We start from the raw sequence: 20,531 nt of genomic DNA on the forward strand, positions 1-20,531 counted from the left end.
GAAGACAGCCTTTATTGGCTGTCTTCACTTGCAATTTCATCCTTCACTGTCTGCAATGTGTAAACGACTGATTCAGTGATGTCTTTGAATCGCTTTTTATGAATATGATGAACATATGACTGAAGAATCAATTCCAGGAAATTATCCTTTGCAGTCTCTATTTGCTCAGCATGCACGTATTTCGGACGGCGTGCTTTTATAAATTCAAGCGCCCCTTCCGCCCAGTGAGCTGCCAGAGAATCATTTTCCTCGACAGCAGGCTTAATCGTTTCATAAAAATCGTACGAATGGTTATTTTCTTTCCCTTCCTGATAACGTGCAGCACCTTTCTCAGCGGCTTCAATCATCTGTTCGGTAAGTTTCAGCAGTGTTTGTGGTTGCAACATCCTTCACCTCAAAGCTTATCGTACCAAATTTTTCTCATAAATTCAGCCGATGCGATATACCTTGTCCACAGCATACCTCTCTTGAGGAGATCGGTACAGCTCGTTTATGCATATATGAAGATCCATGATTTCTTCTTCCAGAACACTCAAACGTTCGTCCTCCGTTTCACGCATTTCAGCCTCGAATATATCTATAGAACGGCTAAGGCTCTGTTCAGCACAGTTTAATTCAGTTTCTATATCAGAAAGCATTCGGAGAATATCTGTCTTGCTTACGTAACCGGACATTTGTGTTCCTCCCTTTACTCTTCTCTCCCGGTTAAATTCTTTGCTCGTACGGCGCAATCCTTCCGGCATGACAAAACTAGAAGCAAATCGCCAAACAAACAGGTATTCCACGAAAAGCTGAAGTTTTCGACAAAAAGACACGCAAAAATTGTATGATCCTCATGCTTAATGCACACGATACTTGTGAGGAGGTGCCGTATGAAATCCAGACCGAAAAAAGCCGGCCAGCAAAAAAAGACTGAATCAAAAGCAGTTGATTCTTTAGATAAAAAACTAGGCGGCCCGAACCGTCCTTCTACGTAAGAAGCAAGGAAATTCCTTGCTTCTTTTATTTCTTCAGCCAATGCTCCACTGCAAAAAGCGCATGCAGCTGACGTTTTTTGTTTACATACCAGTCAGTCAATTCTATCTGCTGCGGCAATGCCTCACGCGCAAAGAAGCCTTTCTTTATCTTTCCATGAAACCAATCTGTTTTCTTTCCGTCTAATGAGTGAGTTAATTCAGGGTAGCATGTCCTTAGCATAGGAGATGTTCTTTTTGTGATTCCGATCATTTTTTCCATATCAAAACGGGAGCCCGTATGCGGCACTGTGTGCAAAAAGTCATAAAAAGAAGAAAACAGTTCCGGGCTGAAAAGCAATTGTGACAGCTGTTTACCGAGCTTAATCCTCTCTTCGGTGTTAGAAAAACGTTTGGCCGAAACACCGTAAAGAATGCCGTCTGAAGATGGAAAAATAACGGTGTTAAAATGAAACCAGTCACTTAAATAAAAAGGAATCGTGCCAAAAACGTTCTTTTTGAACGAAGGATTTTGTATAATAGGTGTTTGGATAGTGTTTTGTTCATTTATAATGAGAGCATACATGAGCCGCTCCGTGTTTCGTTCATGCCAAAAACGGGTCCACTCTTCTGTCATAAATTGTGATACGCCAAGCAATTGCAGATAGCTGAACAGGGGCTTCCTGATTTTTACAGACCAGTGGTACAAAAGAAGCTGCGGATAGGCATCTGAAAAGATGAGCCAATTCGCTCTCTCATAGGCCAAAAAGAACCACCTTTGCTGTGACTCACGCAGACCAAGCTGAAACAGACTGCCCTTTAAATCAGTCATTGACCAGCCGGCATTGCGTGAAACGAAGGAAGCTAAGAGCGACCATTTAATTTCCGGATGACGGTCATAGAATGTCTTATAAGCATTTGTTCTTGAAATATTATCGGCGTTTTTGACTGCCGTCTGCCGCTCAATCCGGCGAAGAAGTTTTCTGATGGCCTGTTGTTCTTGCACGTTCATTCACTTCCGTCACTAATAGTTTAATAAGGAGGATGAGAAAGTGATTCGGTATCCTAACGGAAAAACGTTTCAGCCGAAACATCCGGTTTCATCCCAAAGCAGTCATAAAAGAGCGCCATCTTACAGTAATCGCGGAATGACCCTCGAAGATGACTTAAACGAAACGAATAAGTATTATCTGACAAACCAAATTGCCGTGATACACAAAAAGCCAACACCTGTTCAAATTGTAAATGTCCATTATCCAAAAAGAAGCGCTGCAGTCATAAAAGAAGCCTATTTTAAGCAATCATCGACAACAGATTATAACGGAATTTATAAAGGACGGTACATTGACTTTGAGGCGAAAGAGACAAAAAACACAACCTCTTTCCCCCTGCAGAATTTTCATGACCATCAAATTGAGCATATGAAGCAGGTAACGGCTCAAGACGGTATTTGTTTTGTTATTATATCCGCTTTCGGCCAGGTTTATTTTTTAGAAGCTGATAGGCTGTTTTATTTCTGGGAAAGAAAAGAAAAAAATGGCAGAAAATCCATTCGAAAAGATGAGTTAGAGGAAGCAGCTTATCCGATTTCTCTTGGATACGCGCCAAGAATTGATTATATTAGTATTATTGAGCAGCTTTATTTTTCGCCATCATCAAGTGCGAAAGGTTGATTAACGAAAGGTTGAGATGTTATGTCAGATCAATTTACGAGCCGTGAAGCTCGGCGTAAAGCGAACAGCAAGTCGAGCCCTTCACCGAAAAAAGGCAAGAAACGAAAAAAAGGCGGATTATTTAAAAAGACGCTATTCACTTTACTCATTCTGTTTGTTTTAGGCGTAGTCGGCGGTGCTGTAACATTTGCCGTCATGGTTTCTGATGCGCCATCACTGGACGAAAACAAATTGAAGACGCCTTATTCATCGACAATTTATGATAAAAACGGAAAAGAAGTCGCAGAAGTCGGTGCCGAAAAGCGTACCTATGTCTCGATAGATGAAATACCTGATGTCGTAAAAGAAGCCTTTATCGCGACAGAGGACGCACGTTTTTACGAACACCACGGGATTGACCCTGTCCGTATCGGAGGCGCCTTAGTCGCCAACTTTAAAGACGGCTTCGGAGCTGAAGGCGGAAGTACCATCACCCAGCAGGTCGTCAAGAACTCCCTTCTGTCACATCAGAAAACGCTAAAACGGAAGGTGCAGGAAGTCTGGCTTTCTATACAGCTGGAACGTAATTATTCTAAAGATGAAATTTTAGAAATGTATTTAAACCGAATTTATTTTTCTCCTAGAGCCTACGGAATCGGAAAAGCGGCGGAAGAATTTTTCGGCGTCACTGATTTAAGCAAATTGACAGTGGAACAGGCTGCGACACTTGCGGGTATGCCGCAGAGTCCGACAGCGTACAATCCGGTTAAAAACCCTGATAAAGCGGAAAAAAGACGGAACATTGTACTCAGCCTGATGAAAAAGCAAGGATTTATTTCTGATTCTGAATATACTAAAGCCAAAAAAGTGGCGATGAAAGACGAAGGCGTTGTTTCACAGAAGGAATATGAAAAAACAAATTCAAACAAATACAGTGCGTTTGTCGATGAAGTCATGAAAGAAATAGATGAAAAATCTGATGTCGATCCATCTGCTGACGGATTAAAGATCTATACAACACTAGATACAAAAGCACAAGACACTTTAGATGAATTAATGGATGGGGACACTGTCGGATTTACTGAAGGCATGCAAGGCGGCGTGTCGCTTCTTGACACAAAAACCGGTGAAGTCCGGGCAATCGGTTCCGGAAGAAATTCAACGGTTGGGGGCTTCAACTATGCCACACAAGGAAAAACTCAGCCTGGTTCTACGATAAAACCAATTCTCGACTACGGACCAGTTATTGAAAATAAAAAATGGTCAACTTACGAGCAAATTGATGACTCAGCTTACACGTATTCAGATGGAACACCTATCCGTGACTTTGACCGACGATATAAAGGGCCTATGTCCATGCGGGAAGCACTGGCACAATCCCGTAATATCCCAGCTTTAAAAGCATTCCAAGCAGTCGGAAAAGACACTGCAGTGGATTTTGCTAATGGATTGGGACTCGGTTTAAATAAGGAAAAAGTGTATGAATCCTATTCTATTGGAGGATTCGGAGATGACAACCCGGGTGTCTCTTCACTGACGATGGCAGGAGCATACAGCGCATTTGGAAATAACGGAACGTATAATGAACCGCATTTTGTGAAGTCTATTGAATTTAACGATGGAACAAAGCTTGACTTAACACCGAAATCAAAGTCAGCAATGAGCGATTATACAGCCTTTATGATTACAGATATGCTGAAAACAGCTGTTAAGACAGGTACGGGACAGCTTGCACAAGTACCTGGAGTCGAGGTAGCCGGTAAAACTGGAACAACAAACTTTGATGAAGATACTATACAAAAGTACAATATCGCCTCTGGCGGTGTGCCTGATTCCTGGTTTGTCGGGTATACACCTCAGTACACTGCTGCTGTATGGACAGGTGTAGATTCAAAAAACAAGTTAGGGAAAAAATCTTTAAATCATACAGAACAACAAGTTGCAAAACGTCTATTTGCACAGCTCATCGCCCAAGTCGATGACGGAAGCGGATCATTTGAGAAGCCTGACAGCGTAGTGGAAGCCACTGTAGAAAAAGGCTCTAACCCGGCAAAACTGGCAGGGCCAAATACGCCAAGCGATAAAAAGCTCACAGAGTACTTTGTAAAAGGCACAGCTCCTTCTACTGTTTCTAAAACCTATGAGAAAGAAGAAAAAGAAGAAACAGCAAAACTGTCTGGTTTAAGTGTGAAATATGATAAAGACAATCAATCATTGACATTAAGCTGGAATTACGATGGAGATGCGTCCTTTGCTGTTAAGCAATCTGTTGATGGCGGCAGCTACTCTGAAATTCAAAACAGCTCTGCAAAAGAGGCAGTCATTTCGGGCGTGCAGCCAGGCTCTGTATACAAATTCGAAGTGACAGCCGTCAGTGATGATGGCAAAAGTTCAGCGTCGACATCCTATGAAGTGCCAAAAGCCGAAGAGGATGAAGATAAAAAAGACCAGCAGCAAACGGATGATGAAAATCAAGATGATGAAAAGACTCAGGATGACACACAAACTGATGATTCTCAAACAGATGACAGTCAGAAAGATCAAGATCAGACAGATGATTCAACAAACGATCAAGACAAAAAACAAGACAACACGAACACCAACCCATCTGACAACAGCAACCAAGACCCATCTAAAGATAACAGCAGCAATAACAATGGCCGCAAAGAAGAAGATGCGTCAGATGGTGACTCAACAGACGATTCAACAGGAACGGATACAGATAAAAACAAAACAAATACATCTGGCAATACACAAACGAATTCATCATCAACTGAAAAAACGAATTAAATTCAAAGCCATCACTAAAGGTGATGGCTTTTTTCTGCACAAAAAACCTCCCTTTTTAGGGGAGGCTTTATCGTTTCATCGCGTGATGCTTATAAAAATGCTTTTTCATTTCTGTAAAAAGTTCATCTAGCTGGATAAAGCAATGATATTGGGTCGGCTTCAGCAGAATAAACTCCACTCGTTCAGCCCAATTAATCGGCTTAGCCGGAAATGACTTTTTTGTCAGTTCTGACCAATTCAGCGACATTACCCGCTCACCCGCTGTCCAATGAAACGAAACAAGTAAACATACAATCCCTTTAAGCATGTCGTTTTGATCGCATCTGGACTTTCTTGTTTGAAATACGGGGAGAAGTGATTCTTTTGTTTCTTCCCACACTTGAAATAGATACGGAACGTACTTGGCGCTGTTTTCCCACGGAATGATGTCTTGCGTGGTCTCAGAGAAGTCAAAACACAAAGGGTTGACCCTTAATGCTTTCTTGATATCGGTGAAGTCAATGTGGCCTAGACTGCGCAAATATTGCTCATAAGAAGCTAACAATTCATTCGCTGCCGTCATCGTTTCACCAGCCCTTTTTTATCTCTCTTCTGCCCTTCTCTGCACAGAGAAAGCAATGGACATTCCGCACAGCGCGGCGATTGTGCCTTACAATGATATCTTCCGAAGAATATGAGCCGGTGATGAGTAACGGACCAGTCTTCTTTCGGAACCTTGCGCATCAGCGTCTTTTCGACTTCCAGCACAGAATCCTTCCACCGGCAGATGCCCAGACGCTTGCTGACCCTCTCGACGTGGGTATCCACTGCAATGGCTGGTACGCCAAAGGCAACAGATACGACAACATTGGCAGTCTTCCGGCCAACTCCTGGGAGTTTCACTAGCTCATCACGGTCCTTCGGTACTTCTCCGCCATAATCTTCAATAATCATTTTGCTCAGCTTTTGAATATTTTTTGCTTTATTACGGTACAAACCGATTGATTTGATATCCTGCTGGAGCTCTTCCAGAGAAACAGATAAATAGTCTTCCGGCCGTTTATATTTTTGAAATAATGTTTTGGTCACCCTGTTTACAAGTGCGTCTGTACATTGCGCAGATAATGCGACTGCCACCACTAATTCAAAAGGATTGGAATGAACAAGTTCACACTCCGCGTGGGGAAACATGTCGCCTATCTTCTCTAAACAGAATTCAATTTGTTTTAGATTTAACACGATTGTCACCTTTTCACTTTATTGTTCAAGCCAATTGTAAAAAGGAACCTGCCTCTTATACTCTTTTTGCGGCTCATTCTGTTTTGTTTGAACACGCCGGAATTTTTGGCTGTGGATTTTGGCCTGCTCCACTGTTTTCAGCCCGTTTTTCTTCCATTCAAATAAAATCCGGTCAATGTAGCGAAAGCTGAGTTTTCCTGATAATACAGCCTCTTTTAAAGCGTGCTTAATCAGCTGTGCATCATGCTGATCCTGATCCTGCCAAATGGCCAGTGTTTCACACTCTAAAGGAGATAATGGTCTAGCAAACTCTTCTTCAAAAATCGTATAAAGGCTTTTTTGTTCCCCTTCTGCTCTTCTTTCTTGTGTTTGATTCTGGGCAAGCTCTATATATTCATAGAGCTTGCCCCATAAAGGCTGGAGTGAATATTTCTCAAACTTGATTCCGTTTTGGTCTTCGCCTTCCTCAATAAACAGAAATCCCTTTTGAATAAACATACGCAATCTGTTTGTGCATTCTTCAACAGAAATCGTCATGCCTTCCTGCAGTTCATGCGGTGTAGGAAAATAAGATCCCTTTTCTAAATGCATTTTGATTTTCAACAGCAGAATCAGTTCTGTTTCATTAAGTCCAAGCTGTTTATAATGGGTCAGCAGAAGATTGGGAATCGTCGACATCCCCATCTCCTGCATATCAATAAATTGCTGTTTTTTCATCGTTACACCTCTTACTGTAAAGGTTAGTGTTTTCCCCTTTACTGTAAAAAGTCTCCCTTGCAGGAGACTCTTTTTTCTTGTTTCATTTACATGTATTACGGATACAGACGGTTCAACAGTCTTGGGAACGGAATTGTTTCACGCACGTGAGGCGCTCCGCTGATCCAAGCGACTGTACGCTCTAATCCAAGGCCGAATCCGGAATGTGGAACTGATCCATATTTTCTAAGTTCAGCATACCATTTATATGCGTCAGAATCCAGTCCATGTTCTTTAAGACGCGCTTCCAAAAGTTCCATATCGTGAATCCGTTCAGAACCGCCGATGATTTCTCCGTAGCCTTCAGGCGCGATCAGATCTGCGCAAAGCACTACATCTTCACGGTCAGACGCCGGCTGCATATAGAACGGTTTTAAGGACGTCGGATAGCGAGTGATGAAAACAGGCTTGTCATAGTGCTCTGCAATCGCTGTTTCATGAGGCGCTCCAAAATCGTCTCCCCACTCGATATCGTCAAAGCCTTTTTCTTTCAGAAAGTCAATCGCTTCGTCATACGTGATTCTTGGGAACGGCACTTTGATTTGCTCAAGTTTTGACGTGTCTCTTCCTAGCGTGTTTAATTCAATTTTGCAATTCTTAAGAACTGATTGCACGATGAATGAAACGTAATTTTCCTGTACTTGAAGGTTTTCTTCAAATTCTACAAACGCCATTTCCGGTTCGATCATCCAGAATTCGATTAAGTGACGTTTTGTTTTCGATTTTTCTGCTCTGAACGTCGGTCCGAAGGAGAATACTTTTCCTAATGCCATCGCCGCAGCTTCCATGTACAGCTGTCCGCTTTGAGACAGGTAAGCATCTTCATCGAAGTATTTTGTCGCAAAGAGCTCAGTTGTTCCTTCAGGCGCGCTTCCAGTCAAAATCGGCGGATCTACTTTTACGAAGCCTTCGTTATTAAAGAATTCATAAGTCGCACGAATGATTTCATTGCGGATTTTCATGATCGCATGCTGGCGCTTTGAACGAAGCCATAAATGTCTGTGATCCATCAAAAATTCCGTACCGTGTTCCTTAGGCGTAATTGGATAATCAGTCGCTTCGTGAATGACTTCAATATCTGTCACAGCTAATTCATAACCAAGCGGAGAACGCTCGTCCTCTTTGACAATTCCTTTTATATACAGTGACGTTTCCTGCGTCACAGATTTAGCCGTTTGGAAAATGCTTTCTTCAACCTCCGCTTTTACAACGACACCTTGAATAAAACCAGTACCGTCTCTCAGCTGTAAAAACGCGATTTTCCCGCTTGAACGCTTATTAGCGACCCAAGCTCCGATCGTTACTTCCTCACCTACGTGCTTGTACACTTGGTTGATTGTTGTTTTCAAAATATTTCCCTCCAAAACAAGAAGACATTCGGAAGCTTTTGCCCCGCGAACTCTTTTATCATCACTTTATTATACCCGGTCTTAACTGACCGGGTCAATGCAGATAAAAAGCGGCTTTTTGTCAGCCGCTTTCTGATCTGTTAGCTATGTTTTTCTACAAAACGTTTGATTCGTTCCACCGCTTTTTCAAGAAGGTCTAAGGATGTTGCGTAGGACAACCGGACATTATCAGGAGAGCCGAATCCGGAGCCAGGAACAATCGCGACTTTTTCTTCTTCAAGAAGCGCCTTGACAAATTCATCTACATCTTTGAAACCGCATGTTTGAGCTGCTTTTTTTGCATTCGGAAATAAGTAAAAAGCACCTTCCGGCTTCACGCAGCTGAAGCCCGGGATTTCAACGAGCTGATCATAAATCGTATTTAACCTATGCTCAAATGCTTTTCTCATCTCTTCCATTGGCTCAGAAGGTCCGTTGTATGCGGCAATCGCTCCGTATTGTGCGACAGATGTCGGATTTGACGTGCTGTGGCTTGCAAGGTTTGTCATCGCTTTGATGATCTCTTCTGCTCCAGCCGCATAACCGATTCTCCAGCCTGTCATGCTGTGTGATTTTGATACGCCGTTGATGACGATCGTTTGCTCTTTCAATCTGTCAGACAGCTGGGCGATGGAAACGTGTTTCTTGCCGCCGTATGTAAGTTTTTCATAAATTTCGTCAGATACGATCAGGATGTCATGATCAAGGCACACTTCGCCAAGCGCAGCCAGCTCTTCTTCCGTATACATAACGCCAGTCGGATTGCTTGGTGAATTAATAACGATTGCTTTTGTTTTTTCTGTGATCGCTTTTTTCAGCTGCTCAGGAGAAATCTTAAAGTGATTTTCCTCAAGTCCTTCTACATAAACAGGCTGACCGCCAGCAAGTTTCACCTGTTCCGGATAGCTTACCCAGTACGGCGTTGGAATAATCACTTCGTCTCCTTCATCCAAAATCACTTGGAAAAGGGTATACAGTGCATGTTTGGCACCAGTACAGACAATCAGTTCAGACGGTTTGTATTCAATATTCTGGTCACGTTTAAATTTCTCTGCAATGCTGTTCTTTAATTCAGCCAAGCCGCCTGAAGGCGTATATTTCGTATGTCCTTCGTTCATTGAGCGTACAGCTGCATCAATAATGTGCTGCGGTGTATTGAAGTCGGGTTCACCCGCTCCGAGGCCGATGACATCATGGCCTGCCGCTTTCAATTCTTTCGCTTTCGCTGTAATTGCCAGTGTTGTAGACGGTGTTAATGCGGATACTCTTTTTGCCAGTTTCAACTTGAACTCCCCCTAATTCGTCTTAAGGCGTGATATTTTTGAGAATCTTTCCAGTTGTAAAGTCCACATAACTTAAACTGTATTGTCCTTCTTTGTCTAAGTACGTTACTTCCCAAAGCAGGACGTTCCCTTCTCTTGCCAGGTGAACCTCTTTTTGCTTTGAAACCAGGCCTTCATCTTGTATGATTTTCGCCGCTTTGTCCTCGGTGATCCCCTCTTTTGCTTCTTTTGAGAGAATTTTTGCTTTTTTATCAGCAGGAACCCACACATATAATTTGATGCCTTTTTTGTCGGTTCCCTTTACGATATAATATTTTTCTTTTCCGACAAATGTTTCGACTTGATCAACGCTGGTGAGGTCGGTTTCTTTTTTCGCTTCAGCAGCTGCTGCTTCATGCCCCTTTTCCTTTTGTGCCATGGCTGATTTATAAATGCTTGCCGAGACAAGAAGTACTGCTAAAAAAATAATACCAAATATGGCGGTAAATATTAATGCTTTTTTTCTCATCTTCTCACCTACGTACGATAAATGGTAAAAACGGCTTGGTTTTTGTTTTCTTCATCAAGTGCAAGACCGAACATCAGATTATCTCTTTTCAGTGTCCGATTCAGCGTGTCTACAATTTTATAAAGGTCATCCGAATGCTCTACATTAATTGTTGAAAGAATTTCGATTTTGCTTTCCATTTTTTCATCCTCCAAATTGAACAAATATTGTTAGTCATACTCCTTTTCAGGACGCGCCATACTAGTACCACAGAGCGGAAAACCGCTTTAACAAATAAAACACGTCCTACTCCCACACCGGAAAGCCGCTTTATGCGGCTTTTATTCACTTTTCCCGGCAACATAAGCTTCAATCTCACTGTCAGTCACTTCAGATATTGCGGATGTCGGCAGAGCATCAAGAAACAGGCGCCCGTAACCAGCTGTTTTGACCCGTCTGTCTAATATGACAATCGTTCCTTTGTCTCCAGCTGTCCGGAGCAAGCGTCCAACTCCTTGTCTGAACGTCAGCACCGCTTCCGGCAGTGAGACCGTTTGAAACGGATTGCGCCCTTTTTTTCTCGCCAGCTCACATTTTGCAGCGTGCAGCGGATGATCCGGAGCCCGGAAAGGAAGTCTTACGATGATCACTGTCGTCAGCTCATCGCCAGGGAAATCAACGCCTTCCCAAAAATGATTCGTTCCAAGCAAGATGGCCTGATTTGCTGTTTTGAACGTTTTCATCAGTTTTCCCGGACTGCCGCCGGTTAAGCCCTGAGCCAGAAGCTGAATGCCGGAAACACTCATGGCGGGCTTTAGTTCCTGATGCACTTTTTTCAGCATGTCATGAGACGTAAACAGCACAAGGATTTTCGGCTGTTGTTCTTTTGCCATCAGTTCGATATAGCGTGCGGTATCCTGTATAAATTCAGTCTGCCCCGTATCTTGAATCGATTTTATTTCTTTTGGAATCATTACCTGCATCCGCTCATCGTAAGAAAAAGGAGACGCGATCCTCATTGTGCGGGGAAAAAAGTCGCTTAACCCCAAACGCTCAATGATAAATTGGAACGAATTTTCTATCGTTAGAGTTGCAGATGTAAGAACAACACTGTTTTTCCGCGCAAAAAACTGATCAGCAAGAAGCTCGCCCGGTTCCAGCGGCTGTGCATATATAGCTACGGCATTTTTCGCACCTTTAGCATCTATTTCAATCCAAACCGCTTCATGGTCATCTGAGCCAAAGAACAGCTGATTGAGAGTCTGTGCGTACTCCCCCAAGTCATTCATGCTTCTATTATATTCATCGGCCAAGAAAGCATTTTTGCTTTTCATGGCTGTCAGATGTTCTTCCATCAGAGCCGTTTGGGCCTCAAAAAGCTGCTGCAAATGCGCCAGCATAGAGCAGAGCCTTTCCGCTCCGTCTGTTAATACGGGCCATCCTTTATCGTGAGTTTTTTTGTTCACGTTAAAGACAAGACGGTTTAAGTCTTCTTTAGGTTTTCTTCGTTTGACAAAAGAATGCACAGAGCTGAAGAAAGCATCACTTTCCGCCTGAATATGCTGGAGCCACTCCTCCACTTCAAAAAATGAATCCACCGGCAGGCTGTGGCGCTGAAAAAGCTGTCTCATTTTTTTCAGCAGTCCCTGCTCTTTCAGCGTTCCGATTCTGCTCAATTTTGTATGCAGTTCTATGTAAGTTGCTCTTTTTCCTAAATGTTCGCTTGCGGCACGTTCAAAATGGTGTGCTTCATCAATTACAAAAGTCCCGCTATCCGGGAGTCTTTTTTTTCTGCTTGCCTCATCGGTAAGCAGTAGAGAATGATTCGTAATCACCAGATCAGACCGCATGGCACTTTGTTTGGCCCGTTCATAAAAACCGATCACTTGATCCCTCTGATTTCGTTTATAAGATTGATCATCGTATGCCAATCTGTCCCACAGCAGCTTACCGCCTGACGGCAAATTCAGTTCTGCTACATCTCCCGTGTTTGTCTCTGTCAGCCAAACAAGAAGCTGGGCTTTTGTCAAAACGGCATCATAGTTATCGTCTTCTTCATGAAGCACCTGCTCAAACTTATAAAGGCACAAATAATGCGATTGCCCTTTTAAAATAGCCGCAGTCACCGAAAAAGGGAACATATCTTTGATGATCGGCAAATCCTTCGTCAAAATCTGCTGCTGAAGAAGAGTTGAATACGTGCTGATGACGACTGGCTTTTTTGACTTCTTAGCAAAAAGTGCAGCCGGAATCAGGTAGCCGATTGTTTTTCCGATGCCCGGAGCAGCTTCAATCAGTGCATGTTCACGATTGGCAAAGGCCTCAGCCACTTCTTTCATCATCAGCATCTGGCCTTCCCTTTTTTCGTAATGGGGCATGAACTCAGAGAGTGCTTTTTCATTTCCCGCTGTCCAATTTTCAATCTCAAATAGAAATGCTTCATCTTCCTTGAGACGTTCAATCTCTGGTTCAGGTTCTCTGACAGAAAAAGAGGAAAAACGTGTATAGCCTGGCATATCTGTATGTCTGTTTTCATAAATGAACATATCTAACAAATGCGTCAGATCACTGATAAAATGCTGTGACAGCCTTCTTAACTGCTTTAATGTCGGATAAGGAAGCCGCCTAAGCTTTTCAAGAATTTCCAAAAAAATAAGTCCTGTGACTTCAGCGTCGCTGTCAGCTCGATGCGGCTGATCATGCCGCAGCTGAAGCTCTTCGCTTAATTCAGTCAGCTTATATCCCTCAAATCCCGGAAATGCGATACGGGAGAGCTCGACAGTATCCAGCACTTCACAATCTGGAAGCTGGAAACCCGCTTTATGCAACTCATGCTTCACAAACCCGAGGTCAAAATGGATATTGTGTGCGACAAAGTAAGCGCCGTCAAGCAAATGAAACACTTCTTCAGCCACTGCTTCAAACGGCGGCTGATCCTCTACCATTTGATTTGTGATTCCCGTAAGCTGTTCAATAAAAACCGGAATGGATTTATTTGGATTAATATATTTTGAAAACCGCTCAGTAATTTGTCCATTTTCAATTACAACCGCTGCAATTTGAATGATTTTATCGCCCTTTTTTGGCGAATTCCCTGTTGTTTCTACATCTATAACAACGAACCGTTGCTTTTTCATTAAAATGGACACCTCAATTCTTGCATACGACAAAAGTGTAACACGTTTTGTACGGAAATGGAGCGGCAAAACCGTTTTACGCTGAAAATCTTAAAAGAAAACCCCCGGTAAAGGGGGCGGTATATCTACAAAATGGTGCTGGCAGGTTCTTGTCCAAGCATTTGTTCAATTTTGTTTTGGTCATTCAAAACGGCAACTTTCGGCTGATGTTTTGCCGCTTCTTGATCAGACATCATTTTGTAGGAAATAATAATCACCTTATCGCCTTTCTGTACAAGGCGTGCAGCAGCTCCGTTTAAACAGATGACTCCGCTCCCGCGCTGACCGGGAATAATGTATGTTTCCAGGCGTGCTCCATTGTTATTATTCACAATTTGCACTTTTTCATTAGGAAGCATTCCTACCGCATCAATAAGATCTTCATCAATTGTAATGCTGCCCACATAGTTAAGATTTGCTTCTGTAACCGTTGCCCTATGAAGCTTTCCGCTCATCATCGTGCGATACATCATTATATTCTCTCCATTTCTCGAATATCAATAATGATATTGTCTATTAAACGCGCTTTTGTAAATGCAACTGCTACAGCCAGAATAATCTTTCCTTCCACCTTGTTCACAGGCTCAAGCTCCGGATAGGAATAAAGCTCAACATAATCAATGTTGCCGCTTGTCGTTTCAATGATGTCTTTTGCAGCTTTGATGACCGCTTCAGGATTTCTCTCACCTGCTCTGATCAGCTCGGCACTCGTCTGAAGGGCTTGGTAAAGCTTAGGTGCTTCTCTTCTTTCCTCAGCCGTTAAATACACATTCCGGGAGCTTTTAGCTAACCCGTCTTTCTCTCTGACCGTATCTACAGCAACCAGTTCAATATCCATGAAGAAATCACTGATTAAACCATCAACAACTGCCACCTGCTGTGCATCCTTTAAACCAAAATAAGCGCGTGTCGGTTTAACAAGGTTGAACAGCTTCGTCAGCACGATGGCAACTCCGTCAAAATGTCCTTCTCTTGAACGCCCGCATAAAACATCTGTACGTCTCTCAACATGTATCGTTACATTTTTTTCACCGGGATACATGTCACTGGCATCAGGGGTGAAAAGAATATCAACGCCGATGTTTTCCGCATGAGCGGCATCACGTTCCAGATCGCGCGGATACGCTTCAAAATCCTCACCGGGACCGAATTGCGTCGGATTTACAAAAATACTCATCACGACGGCGTCATTTTCTTGTCTGGCTTTGTCTGCCAAGGTTAAATGCCCTTCATGAAGAAATCCCATCGTCGGAACAAATCCGATTGTTTTGCCTTCTGACTGATATTGTGTAATGATTTCTTTCAGCTGTGAGATATCTGTAATCTGCTTCATCTTATTTTCCTCCGTACAAGCCTTCCAGGACTGACTGATTCATCTGAAAGGAATGCTTTTGTTCAGGGAAAGCACGACGTCTTACATCATGGACATATCCACTGATTGCTGTTTCTATAGTGCCGTCAATTTGCGTATATTGTTTCACAAATTTAGGTGTTCTAACAACACCATGACCGATAATATCATGATAAACAAGAACCTGTCCGTCCGCTTTTACACCAGCTCCGATTCCAATGACAGGGATGGTTAATGTCTCTGCGATTTTTGCCGTGAGTTCTGCAGGCACACATTCAAGCACAAGCATCATGGCTCCCGCTTCCTCACATTTTATACTGTCTTCTATTAATTTCTTTGCGCTTTGTTCATCTTTGCCCTGGACTTTATATCCGCCTAATACACCGACTGATTGCGGTGTCAGCCCTAAATGACTCACAACAGGAATGCCACCGAGCGTCAAGGCGCGGATGGATTCAAACACCCCTTCACCGCCCTCCAGCTTCAGCGCGTCAGCTCCGCTTTCCTGAACGATAGCTGCGGCATTTTTCAGCGTATCCTCTTTAGACAAGTGGTAGGACATAAACGGCATGTCGGTTACGATAAATGTATTTGGCGCACCTCTTTTGACCGCTTTCGTATGATGGATCATATCCGCAACTGTCACGCCGACAGTTGAATCAAGGCCTAGCACGACCATTCCTAATGAATCGCCGACTAAAATCATATCCACTCCCGCTTGTTCAGCAAGCTTGGCTGCCGGATAATCGTAAGCCGTCAGCATGACAATCGGTTCTTCATTCTCTTTCATTTTTAAGAAATCAAGTTTTGTTTTCACTTTTTCTCCTCCTCATTTTTAGAGGAGATGAGCTGCCGTTTCTTATCCAAGCCAAAAAACCTTCCGCTACACGAGAAGGATTCTTCACTTTCTAAAGTTCGGCGAGTTTCATCCCTCTGTCCCAGTCCTTTTTGGATCAAGGCAGACTGCTGCAATGTCTATCTATTTTTTATGAATAGGTGCAGTTCGCAGGCGATACTGCCCAATGGAAGTATATCAAAATCAACAGGGTTGTACCAACTACAATGAACTCATTTCAATATCTGCCGAATAGATTTTTTTTATGCCTTCCTTCGTTTCTAAAAGAAGAACACCCTCTTCGTCTATTCCTAAGGCTTTCCCATAAAATGTTCCGTTTAGCGTTCTTGCTCTTAATTCACTGCCGATTCCAAGCGCATAGCTTTCCCACAGAAGCTTAATTGGCGTGAAACCATGCGTCAAATAGTCGCGGTACCGTTTTTCAAAAGAAAGCAAAATATGCTGCATAACGCTCGCCCGATCTATTTTTTCCCCGGCTGCCAAGCTAAGGCTCGTCGCGATTTCCTTAAGCTCCTCGGGAAAATCGTCGGCCTCTTGATTAACGTTTATGCCTGTACCGATAATGACTGAACGGACCCGGTCTTCTTCCGCCTGCATTTCAGTTAAAATGCCAACTGCTTTTTTTCCGTGAATTAATATATCATTAGGCCATTTAATATCCGTTTGAAGGCCTGTTGCCTCCTCTATTCCTTGCACAACAGCTACCGCAGCAAGAAGCGTAAGCTGCGGTGTTTTTTGAAGCGGAATGTCTGGACGCAAAATCAGACTCATCCAGATGCCTGTTCCTTCTTGAGAATGCCACACCCTTGACATCCTCCCTCTGCCGGCTGTTTGTTTATCCGCGACAACGAGAGTGCCCTCCGGCGCGTTATCATTAGCAAGCTCATGAGCCTTTTTTTGAGTGGATGAAAGGACGTCATGATAAAAAAGATGCTGCCCCATCACTTCTGTTTTCAGCCCAAAACGAATTTCACTTTCACTGAGTTTTCCAGGCTTTTTGATGAGCCGATACCCTTTTCTTCTGACAGCTTCCACTTCATAGCCTTCTTTGCGAAGCTCCTCAATATGCTTCCATACAGCTGTTCTCGAACATCCGAGAGCATCACTGATTTTTTGGCCGGAAATAAACTCGCTTCCGGCCTGAGAAAATAATTCAATAAGATCGTTTCTTAAGGTTGATCGCATGTCTTCAGCCACTCCTCTATGTGTTTCTTCTGATTGGAGAGCTTTCCCGTTACAACAGCCTGCTCTATCCGCTGTAATTCTTCAGACACCCATTTTCCAGCGGGCTGGTTTCGCAGTGCAAGTAAATCCCGCCCTGTGATGGCAAGATCCTTCAAGCTTTTGATGGGCAGGCTTTGATAAGCTTCTCGGACTTCCTTCAGTCTCTCACCGTTCAGCTGCTTGGTTTGCCGGAGCATTGATATTTTGACCGCGGATAAAAGCGCTTTTTCACCAGCCTTGTACATAGACATAGCGTCGAGGCTCTGGCCAAACGTGTCGGCAATGTGAGCGGCTTCCTTCATCACTTTTCCAGGAAGCTTCCAGGCTTTCAGGAAAAGCATCGCATCTTTCAATTCTATCTGAAGATCAATTAAAAGCGCTGCCCACAGTTCCTCACGAGAAGTGAGAAAAGAAAACGGAAACTCGCTCGCCGTAAGCAGGTTCTCTCGTTTGTGATAAAAACCGGGCAGTTCTTTATAAAGCCCCGTATGTACAAGCATTTGAATGGCCTCTCGGGACGCTTTTCCCAGTAAAAGCTTCTCGAACTCTATTGTTTTTCGTTCGACTGATACATGTGACAGAAGTGTTTTCTCTTTTATGATCGCTTCTTCTGTTTCTTTCGAAAGCGTAAATCCGAGCTGGCTCATAAATCGCACCGCTCTCAGCATGCGAAGCGCATCCTCCTGAAACCGGTCCTCCGGTTTTCCAACCGTTCGAATCAGCTGCTGATCTATGTCTTTCTTTCCGCCAAAATAATCAAGAACTTGACCGTCGGCTGTCATAGCCATCGCATTAATCGTTAAATCCCTGCGTTTTAAATCCTCTTCTAATGATGTAATAAAGTGTACTTCTGACGGCCTTCTGTAATCTTCATAAGCTGATTCAGTCCGGAATGTAGTGACTTCATAGGTATCATCTTCCCAGAGCACAATAATTGTCCCGTGCTCTTTGCCGACATCAACCGTCCGCTTAAAAAGCCGTTCTACTTGGTCCGGTGCCGCATCTGTCGCAATATCGACATCTCCAATTGTTCGTTTCATATAGCTGTCACGAACTGCGCCTCCGACAAAGTAAGCTTGGTGGCCTGCTTCAATTAATGTGCGGAGCACGGGAAGTGCTTTGATAAAATCTTGTTCCATGTCATCACTCCGGTTCTGCTAAATCGGCATATATCTGTTCATACTGGCTGACAATCTTTTGTGACGAAAATTCATTATTGAGCATTTCCATGGCCGCTTCGGTAAACTGCTTGCTCAGCTGTTCGTCTTCTAAAATGCGAACCGCTTTGGCTGAAGCGGCTTCGACATCGCCGACATCCACCAAAAACCCGCTCACATTGTTTTTTATCACCTCAGGGATACCGCCAATATTCGTTCCGATGCAAGGTACTCCGCATGCCATCGCTTCAAGCAGGACAAGGCCAAAACTCTCTTTTTCAGACAGCAGCAGCTTCAAATCACTGATTGAATAAAGCTCCTCTACACGGTCTTGATTTCCAAGCATCAGCACTTGTTTTTCCAGCCCGTATTTTCTGACAAGCTCACAGGCGACTGATTTTTCAGGGCCGTCTCCGACTAAGAGCAGTTTTGCTTTTGTTTTGCCGGCTATATTGCGAAACACCCGGATGACATCCTGCACACGTTTGACCTTTCTGAAGTTGGACACATGGATCACGACTTTTTCATCCGGCAGTATGCCATGTTTCTCTTTAATGGCCGCTGTGTTTTTCTTAAGATAGACACGTTCATCTATGAAATTATAAATCGTTTCTATTTTTTTCTCCGGCTTAATTAAATCGTACGTTTCAGCAGCAAGGGCTGATGAGACCGCTGTCACCCTGTCTGAAGCCTCTATCGCAAAACGGATAAGATCTTTTAAAGAGGGGTCGTAGCCTAATACTGTAATATCCGTTCCATGCAAAGTTGTCACGATGCCGATATTCCGTTTCAGCATCTGCTTTGCGAGATAAGCGCAAACCGCATGCGGCAGAGCGTAGTGCGCGTGGATGATGTCTAAATTCTCCCGTTCTGCAACCTCAGCGATCTTGCTTGCCAATGTTAAATCATACGGCGGATATTTAAATACGGCATATTGGTTTACTTCAACTTCATGAAAGTGAATATTAGGATGGTATGTATTTAATCTGAACGGGATGCTTGATGTTATAAAATGGATTTCATGTCCCTTTTCAGCAAGCTGTTTCCCGAGTTCTGTCGCAATGATACCTGAGCCGCCGACGCTCGGATAGCATGTAATGCCTATTTTTAGTTTTTTCATTGTTCGCCCCCAAGCACATCATGATCCAGCATCAGCATTCGATTGGAAAAGAATCCCTCAGCGTACCCTACACCCGCTTCTTTGCCGAACAGCTTTTCTCTTGCTTCAACGATCTCGATATAACCATTCGTCAATGGTGTTGAAACAGAATTTTGTGACGGTACAAACTGGCTTTTGTAGGCATTGAGGCTTTTCTTTTTATCCTCAATTGTATCCGAGATATCAATAACAAAATCAGGCTGGTGAAAACCATTTATCATATAATAGTAGACCTTACTTACTTTATGCGCAGGCAGGCTGTTTTCATCCTTATATTTATGAATTCCTGCTGAAAAGATCGCTTCTTCAACCAGTGCGGCAGCATTGCCGTGATCCGGATGACGATCCTTTTTATATGGCATAAACACCGCTTTCGGCCGGCAGGTTCTAATGATTGTGACAATCGCCCGAATCGCATCATCACTCTTCATCAGCCCGCGGTCAGGGAGCGTCAACTGAATTCTTTTGTCCACACCTAATATACGGGCTGCTTCGGCCGCTTCTTCTTTTCGCAAACTGACTGTTCCGTTCGAAGATAACTCAGCTTCAGTCAAATCGCATATCACAGCTTTTTTTCCCTGTTTGACAAACTTTGCTATTGTACCGCCCATACCGATCTCGACATCATCACTATGAGCGCCAAAAGCAAGAACGTCAGCATTATACATGAGGTTCTTCTCCCCGAAGAAGATTGCGGAATTCAAAAACGCCTTCATTTAGTGTGCGAACAAGAATTTCTGCAGTTCCCATATTGGTGGCAAGCGGAATTGAATAAACATCACATAAACGGATTAATGCCGAGACATCCGGTTCATGCGGCTGTGCGGTCAGCGGGTCGCGCAAAAAGATAACCAGGTCAAGTGCGTTAGCGGCAATTAACGCGCCGATTTGCTGGTCTCCACCTAAAGGGCCGGATTGAAAACGCTGAATTTTAAGGCCGGTCGCCTCTTGAATTTTCAATCCCGTTGTTCCCGTTGCATATAGATCATGATGACTCAAAATCTCTTGATAAGCGGTTGTAAATTGGATCATATCCTGTTTTTTCTTGTCATGCGCGATCAAAGCAATTTTCATCATTTAT

At 43.4% G+C, this 20,531-nt stretch carries 22 protein-coding genes; 3 read left to right on the top strand and 19 right to left on the bottom strand.

Annotated features, from left to right (window positions below; genetic code table 11):
• Window positions 1–11 precede the first annotated feature (11 nt).
• Both HC660_RS11045 and HC660_RS11050 read right to left on the bottom strand, forming a co-directional pair.
• Window positions 12–383 carry a YppE family protein gene (locus HC660_RS11045; RefSeq protein WP_026014732.1) on the bottom strand — a complete coding sequence of 124 codons (372 nt, stop codon included), beginning with the start codon at window positions 381–383 and terminating at the stop codon, window positions 12–14.
• Window positions 384–428: 45 nt separating this feature from the next.
• Window positions 429–674, bottom strand: a complete 246-nt coding sequence (locus HC660_RS11050) for a DUF5446 family protein (protein ID WP_168748106.1) — start codon at window positions 672–674, stop codon at window positions 429–431.
• 198 nt (window positions 675–872) lie between these two features.
• Here HC660_RS11050 and sspM point away from each other — a divergent pair, with 198 nt between their 5' ends.
• Window positions 873–977 (top strand): acid-soluble spore protein SspM, encoded by a 105-nt coding sequence (gene sspM, locus HC660_RS11055; RefSeq protein ID WP_010334703.1) that lies wholly within the window; start codon window positions 873–875, stop codon window positions 975–977.
• Between the two features lie 25 nt (window positions 978–1,002).
• On the opposite strand, the gene HC660_RS11060 is transcribed toward sspM, so the two are convergent.
• Complete coding sequence (locus HC660_RS11060; protein ID WP_168748107.1) at window positions 1,003–1,965, bottom strand: DUF2515 domain-containing protein; 963 nt, start codon at window positions 1,963–1,965, stop codon at window positions 1,003–1,005.
• Between the two features lie 40 nt (window positions 1,966–2,005).
• Here HC660_RS11060 and recU point away from each other — a divergent pair, with 40 nt between their 5' ends.
• Together recU and HC660_RS11070 are read left to right on the top strand one after the other, a co-directional pair.
• Complete coding sequence (gene recU, locus HC660_RS11065; RefSeq protein WP_010334705.1) at window positions 2,006–2,626, top strand: Holliday junction resolvase RecU; 621 nt, start codon at window positions 2,006–2,008, stop codon at window positions 2,624–2,626.
• 21 nt (window positions 2,627–2,647) lie between these two features.
• Window positions 2,648–5,395, top strand: a complete 2,748-nt coding sequence (locus HC660_RS11070) for a PBP1A family penicillin-binding protein (protein WP_168748108.1) — start codon at window positions 2,648–2,650, stop codon at window positions 5,393–5,395.
• A 67-nt stretch (window positions 5,396–5,462) separates the two neighbouring features.
• Here HC660_RS11070 and HC660_RS11075 read toward each other — a convergent pair whose 3' ends face one another.
• The 16 genes from HC660_RS11075 to mgsA all read right to left on the bottom strand — a co-directional run bounded on the left by HC660_RS11075 (window position 5,463) and on the right by mgsA (window position 20,524).
• Window positions 5,463–5,957 carry a YpoC family protein gene (locus tag HC660_RS11075; RefSeq protein WP_168748109.1) on the bottom strand — a complete coding sequence of 165 codons (495 nt, stop codon included), beginning with the start codon at window positions 5,955–5,957 and terminating at the stop codon, window positions 5,463–5,465.
• A complete protein-coding gene (gene nth / locus HC660_RS11080) occupies window positions 5,954–6,613 on the bottom strand; it encodes an endonuclease III (RefSeq protein ID WP_010334708.1) in 660 nt (219 codons plus the stop codon). The genes HC660_RS11075 and nth overlap by 4 nt, the downstream gene beginning before the upstream one ends.
• An 18-nt stretch (window positions 6,614–6,631) precedes the next feature.
• Window positions 6,632–7,330, bottom strand: coding sequence for a DNA replication protein DnaD (dnaD, locus tag HC660_RS11085; protein WP_168748110.1), 699 nt, complete (start codon window positions 7,328–7,330; stop codon window positions 6,632–6,634).
• A gap of 95 nt (window positions 7,331–7,425) precedes the next feature.
• The gene (asnS, locus tag HC660_RS11090) at window positions 7,426–8,718 is read right to left on the bottom strand and encodes an asparagine--tRNA ligase (protein WP_168748111.1); all 1,293 of its coding nucleotides are present in this window, start codon (window positions 8,716–8,718) and stop codon (window positions 7,426–7,428) included.
• Window positions 8,719–8,858: 140 nt separating this feature from the next.
• Window positions 8,859–10,040, bottom strand: a complete 1,182-nt coding sequence (gene aspB, locus HC660_RS11095) for an aspartate transaminase AspB (protein WP_010334711.1) — start codon at window positions 10,038–10,040, stop codon at window positions 8,859–8,861.
• A gap of 22 nt (window positions 10,041–10,062) precedes the next feature.
• Window positions 10,063–10,548, bottom strand: a complete 486-nt coding sequence (gene tseB, locus HC660_RS11100; RefSeq protein WP_010334712.1) for a cell wall elongation/penicillin-binding protein regulator TseB — start codon at window positions 10,546–10,548, stop codon at window positions 10,063–10,065.
• 8 nt (window positions 10,549–10,556) lie between these two features.
• Window positions 10,557–10,727: a YpmA family protein gene (locus HC660_RS11105; RefSeq protein WP_003225588.1), complete on the bottom strand. Its 171-nt coding sequence runs from the start codon at window positions 10,725–10,727 to the stop codon at window positions 10,557–10,559.
• Window positions 10,728–10,868: 141 nt separating this feature from the next.
• Window positions 10,869–13,664 carry an ATP-dependent DNA helicase DinG gene (dinG, locus tag HC660_RS11110; protein WP_168748112.1) on the bottom strand — a complete coding sequence of 932 codons (2,796 nt, stop codon included), beginning with the start codon at window positions 13,662–13,664 and terminating at the stop codon, window positions 10,869–10,871.
• Between the two features lie 125 nt (window positions 13,665–13,789).
• Entirely contained in the window at window positions 13,790–14,173 is a 384-nt protein-coding gene (panD, locus tag HC660_RS11115) for an aspartate 1-decarboxylase (RefSeq protein WP_168749453.1), read from the bottom strand.
• A 2-nt stretch (window positions 14,174–14,175) separates the two neighbouring features.
• The gene (panC, locus tag HC660_RS11120) at window positions 14,176–15,036 is read right to left on the bottom strand and encodes a pantoate--beta-alanine ligase (RefSeq protein ID WP_010334715.1); all 861 of its coding nucleotides are present in this window, start codon (window positions 15,034–15,036) and stop codon (window positions 14,176–14,178) included.
• Window position 15,037: 1 nt separating this feature from the next.
• The gene (gene panB, locus HC660_RS11125) at window positions 15,038–15,871 is read right to left on the bottom strand and encodes a 3-methyl-2-oxobutanoate hydroxymethyltransferase (RefSeq protein ID WP_010334716.1); all 834 of its coding nucleotides are present in this window, start codon (window positions 15,869–15,871) and stop codon (window positions 15,038–15,040) included.
• 240 nt (window positions 15,872–16,111) lie between these two features.
• Window positions 16,112–17,095 (bottom strand): biotin--[acetyl-CoA-carboxylase] ligase, encoded by a 984-nt coding sequence (locus tag HC660_RS11130; RefSeq protein ID WP_168748113.1) that lies wholly within the window; start codon window positions 17,093–17,095, stop codon window positions 16,112–16,114.
• A complete protein-coding gene (locus HC660_RS11135; protein ID WP_168748114.1) occupies window positions 17,080–18,273 on the bottom strand; it encodes a CCA tRNA nucleotidyltransferase in 1,194 nt (397 codons plus the stop codon). Before HC660_RS11135 ends, HC660_RS11130 begins: the two co-directional genes overlap by 16 nt.
• A gap of 4 nt (window positions 18,274–18,277) precedes the next feature.
• Complete coding sequence (gene bshA / locus HC660_RS11140) at window positions 18,278–19,411, bottom strand: N-acetyl-alpha-D-glucosaminyl L-malate synthase BshA (RefSeq protein ID WP_168748115.1); 1,134 nt, start codon at window positions 19,409–19,411, stop codon at window positions 18,278–18,280.
• Complete coding sequence (gene bshB1 / locus HC660_RS11145; RefSeq protein ID WP_168748116.1) at window positions 19,408–20,118, bottom strand: bacillithiol biosynthesis deacetylase BshB1; 711 nt, start codon at window positions 20,116–20,118, stop codon at window positions 19,408–19,410. The genes bshA and bshB1 overlap by 4 nt, the downstream gene beginning before the upstream one ends.
• A complete protein-coding gene (gene mgsA / locus HC660_RS11150; RefSeq protein ID WP_010334719.1) occupies window positions 20,111–20,524 on the bottom strand; it encodes a methylglyoxal synthase in 414 nt (137 codons plus the stop codon). The genes bshB1 and mgsA overlap by 8 nt, the downstream gene beginning before the upstream one ends.
• Window positions 20,525–20,531: the final 7 nt, after the last annotated feature.

Origin of the sequence: Bacillus mojavensis (genome assembly GCF_012648005.1) — a bacterium.
Classification (GTDB): Bacteria; Bacillota; Bacilli; order Bacillales; family Bacillaceae; genus Bacillus; species Bacillus mojavensis.

Excerpts from the sequence above, each read along its gene's own strand:
- HC660_RS11075 (WP_168748109.1), bottom strand. The coding sequence starts at position 5,957 with ATGACGGCAGCGAATGAATTGTTAGCTTCTTATGAGCAATATTTGCGC.
- tseB (WP_010334712.1), bottom strand. The coding sequence starts at position 10,548 with ATGAGAAAAAAAGCATTAATATTTACCGCCATATTTGGTATTATTTTT.
- dnaD (WP_168748110.1), bottom strand. The coding sequence starts at position 7,330 with ATGAAAAAACAGCAATTTATTGATATGCAGGAGATGGGGATGTCGACG.
- HC660_RS11070 (WP_168748108.1), top strand. The coding sequence starts at position 2,648 with ATGTCAGATCAATTTACGAGCCGTGAAGCTCGGCGTAAAGCGAACAGC.
- panD (WP_168749453.1), bottom strand. The coding sequence starts at position 14,173 with ATGTATCGCACGATGATGAGCGGAAAGCTTCATAGGGCAACGGTTACA.
- HC660_RS11050 (WP_168748106.1), bottom strand. The coding sequence starts at position 674 with ATGTCCGGTTACGTAAGCAAGACAGATATTCTCCGAATGCTTTCTGAT.
- bshB1 (WP_168748116.1), bottom strand. The coding sequence starts at position 20,118 with ATGTATAATGCTGACGTTCTTGCTTTTGGCGCTCATAGTGATGATGTC.
- bshA (WP_168748115.1), bottom strand. The coding sequence starts at position 19,411 with ATGAAAAAACTAAAAATAGGCATTACATGCTATCCGAGCGTCGGCGGC.
- dinG (WP_168748112.1), bottom strand. The coding sequence starts at position 13,664 with ATGAAAAAGCAACGGTTCGTTGTTATAGATGTAGAAACAACAGGGAAT.
- mgsA (WP_010334719.1), bottom strand. The coding sequence starts at position 20,524 with ATGAAAATTGCTTTGATCGCGCATGACAAGAAAAAACAGGATATGATC.
- panC (WP_010334715.1), bottom strand. The coding sequence starts at position 15,036 with ATGAAGCAGATTACAGATATCTCACAGCTGAAAGAAATCATTACACAA.
- HC660_RS11060 (WP_168748107.1), bottom strand. The coding sequence starts at position 1,965 with ATGAACGTGCAAGAACAACAGGCCATCAGAAAACTTCTTCGCCGGATT.
- HC660_RS11105 (WP_003225588.1), bottom strand. The coding sequence starts at position 10,727 with ATGGAAAGCAAAATCGAAATTCTTTCAACAATTAATGTAGAGCATTCG.
- sspM (WP_010334703.1), top strand. The coding sequence starts at position 873 with ATGAAATCCAGACCGAAAAAAGCCGGCCAGCAAAAAAAGACTGAATCA.
- HC660_RS11135 (WP_168748114.1), bottom strand. The coding sequence starts at position 18,273 with ATGGAACAAGATTTTATCAAAGCACTTCCCGTGCTCCGCACATTAATT.
- HC660_RS11130 (WP_168748113.1), bottom strand. The coding sequence starts at position 17,095 with ATGCGATCAACCTTAAGAAACGATCTTATTGAATTATTTTCTCAGGCC.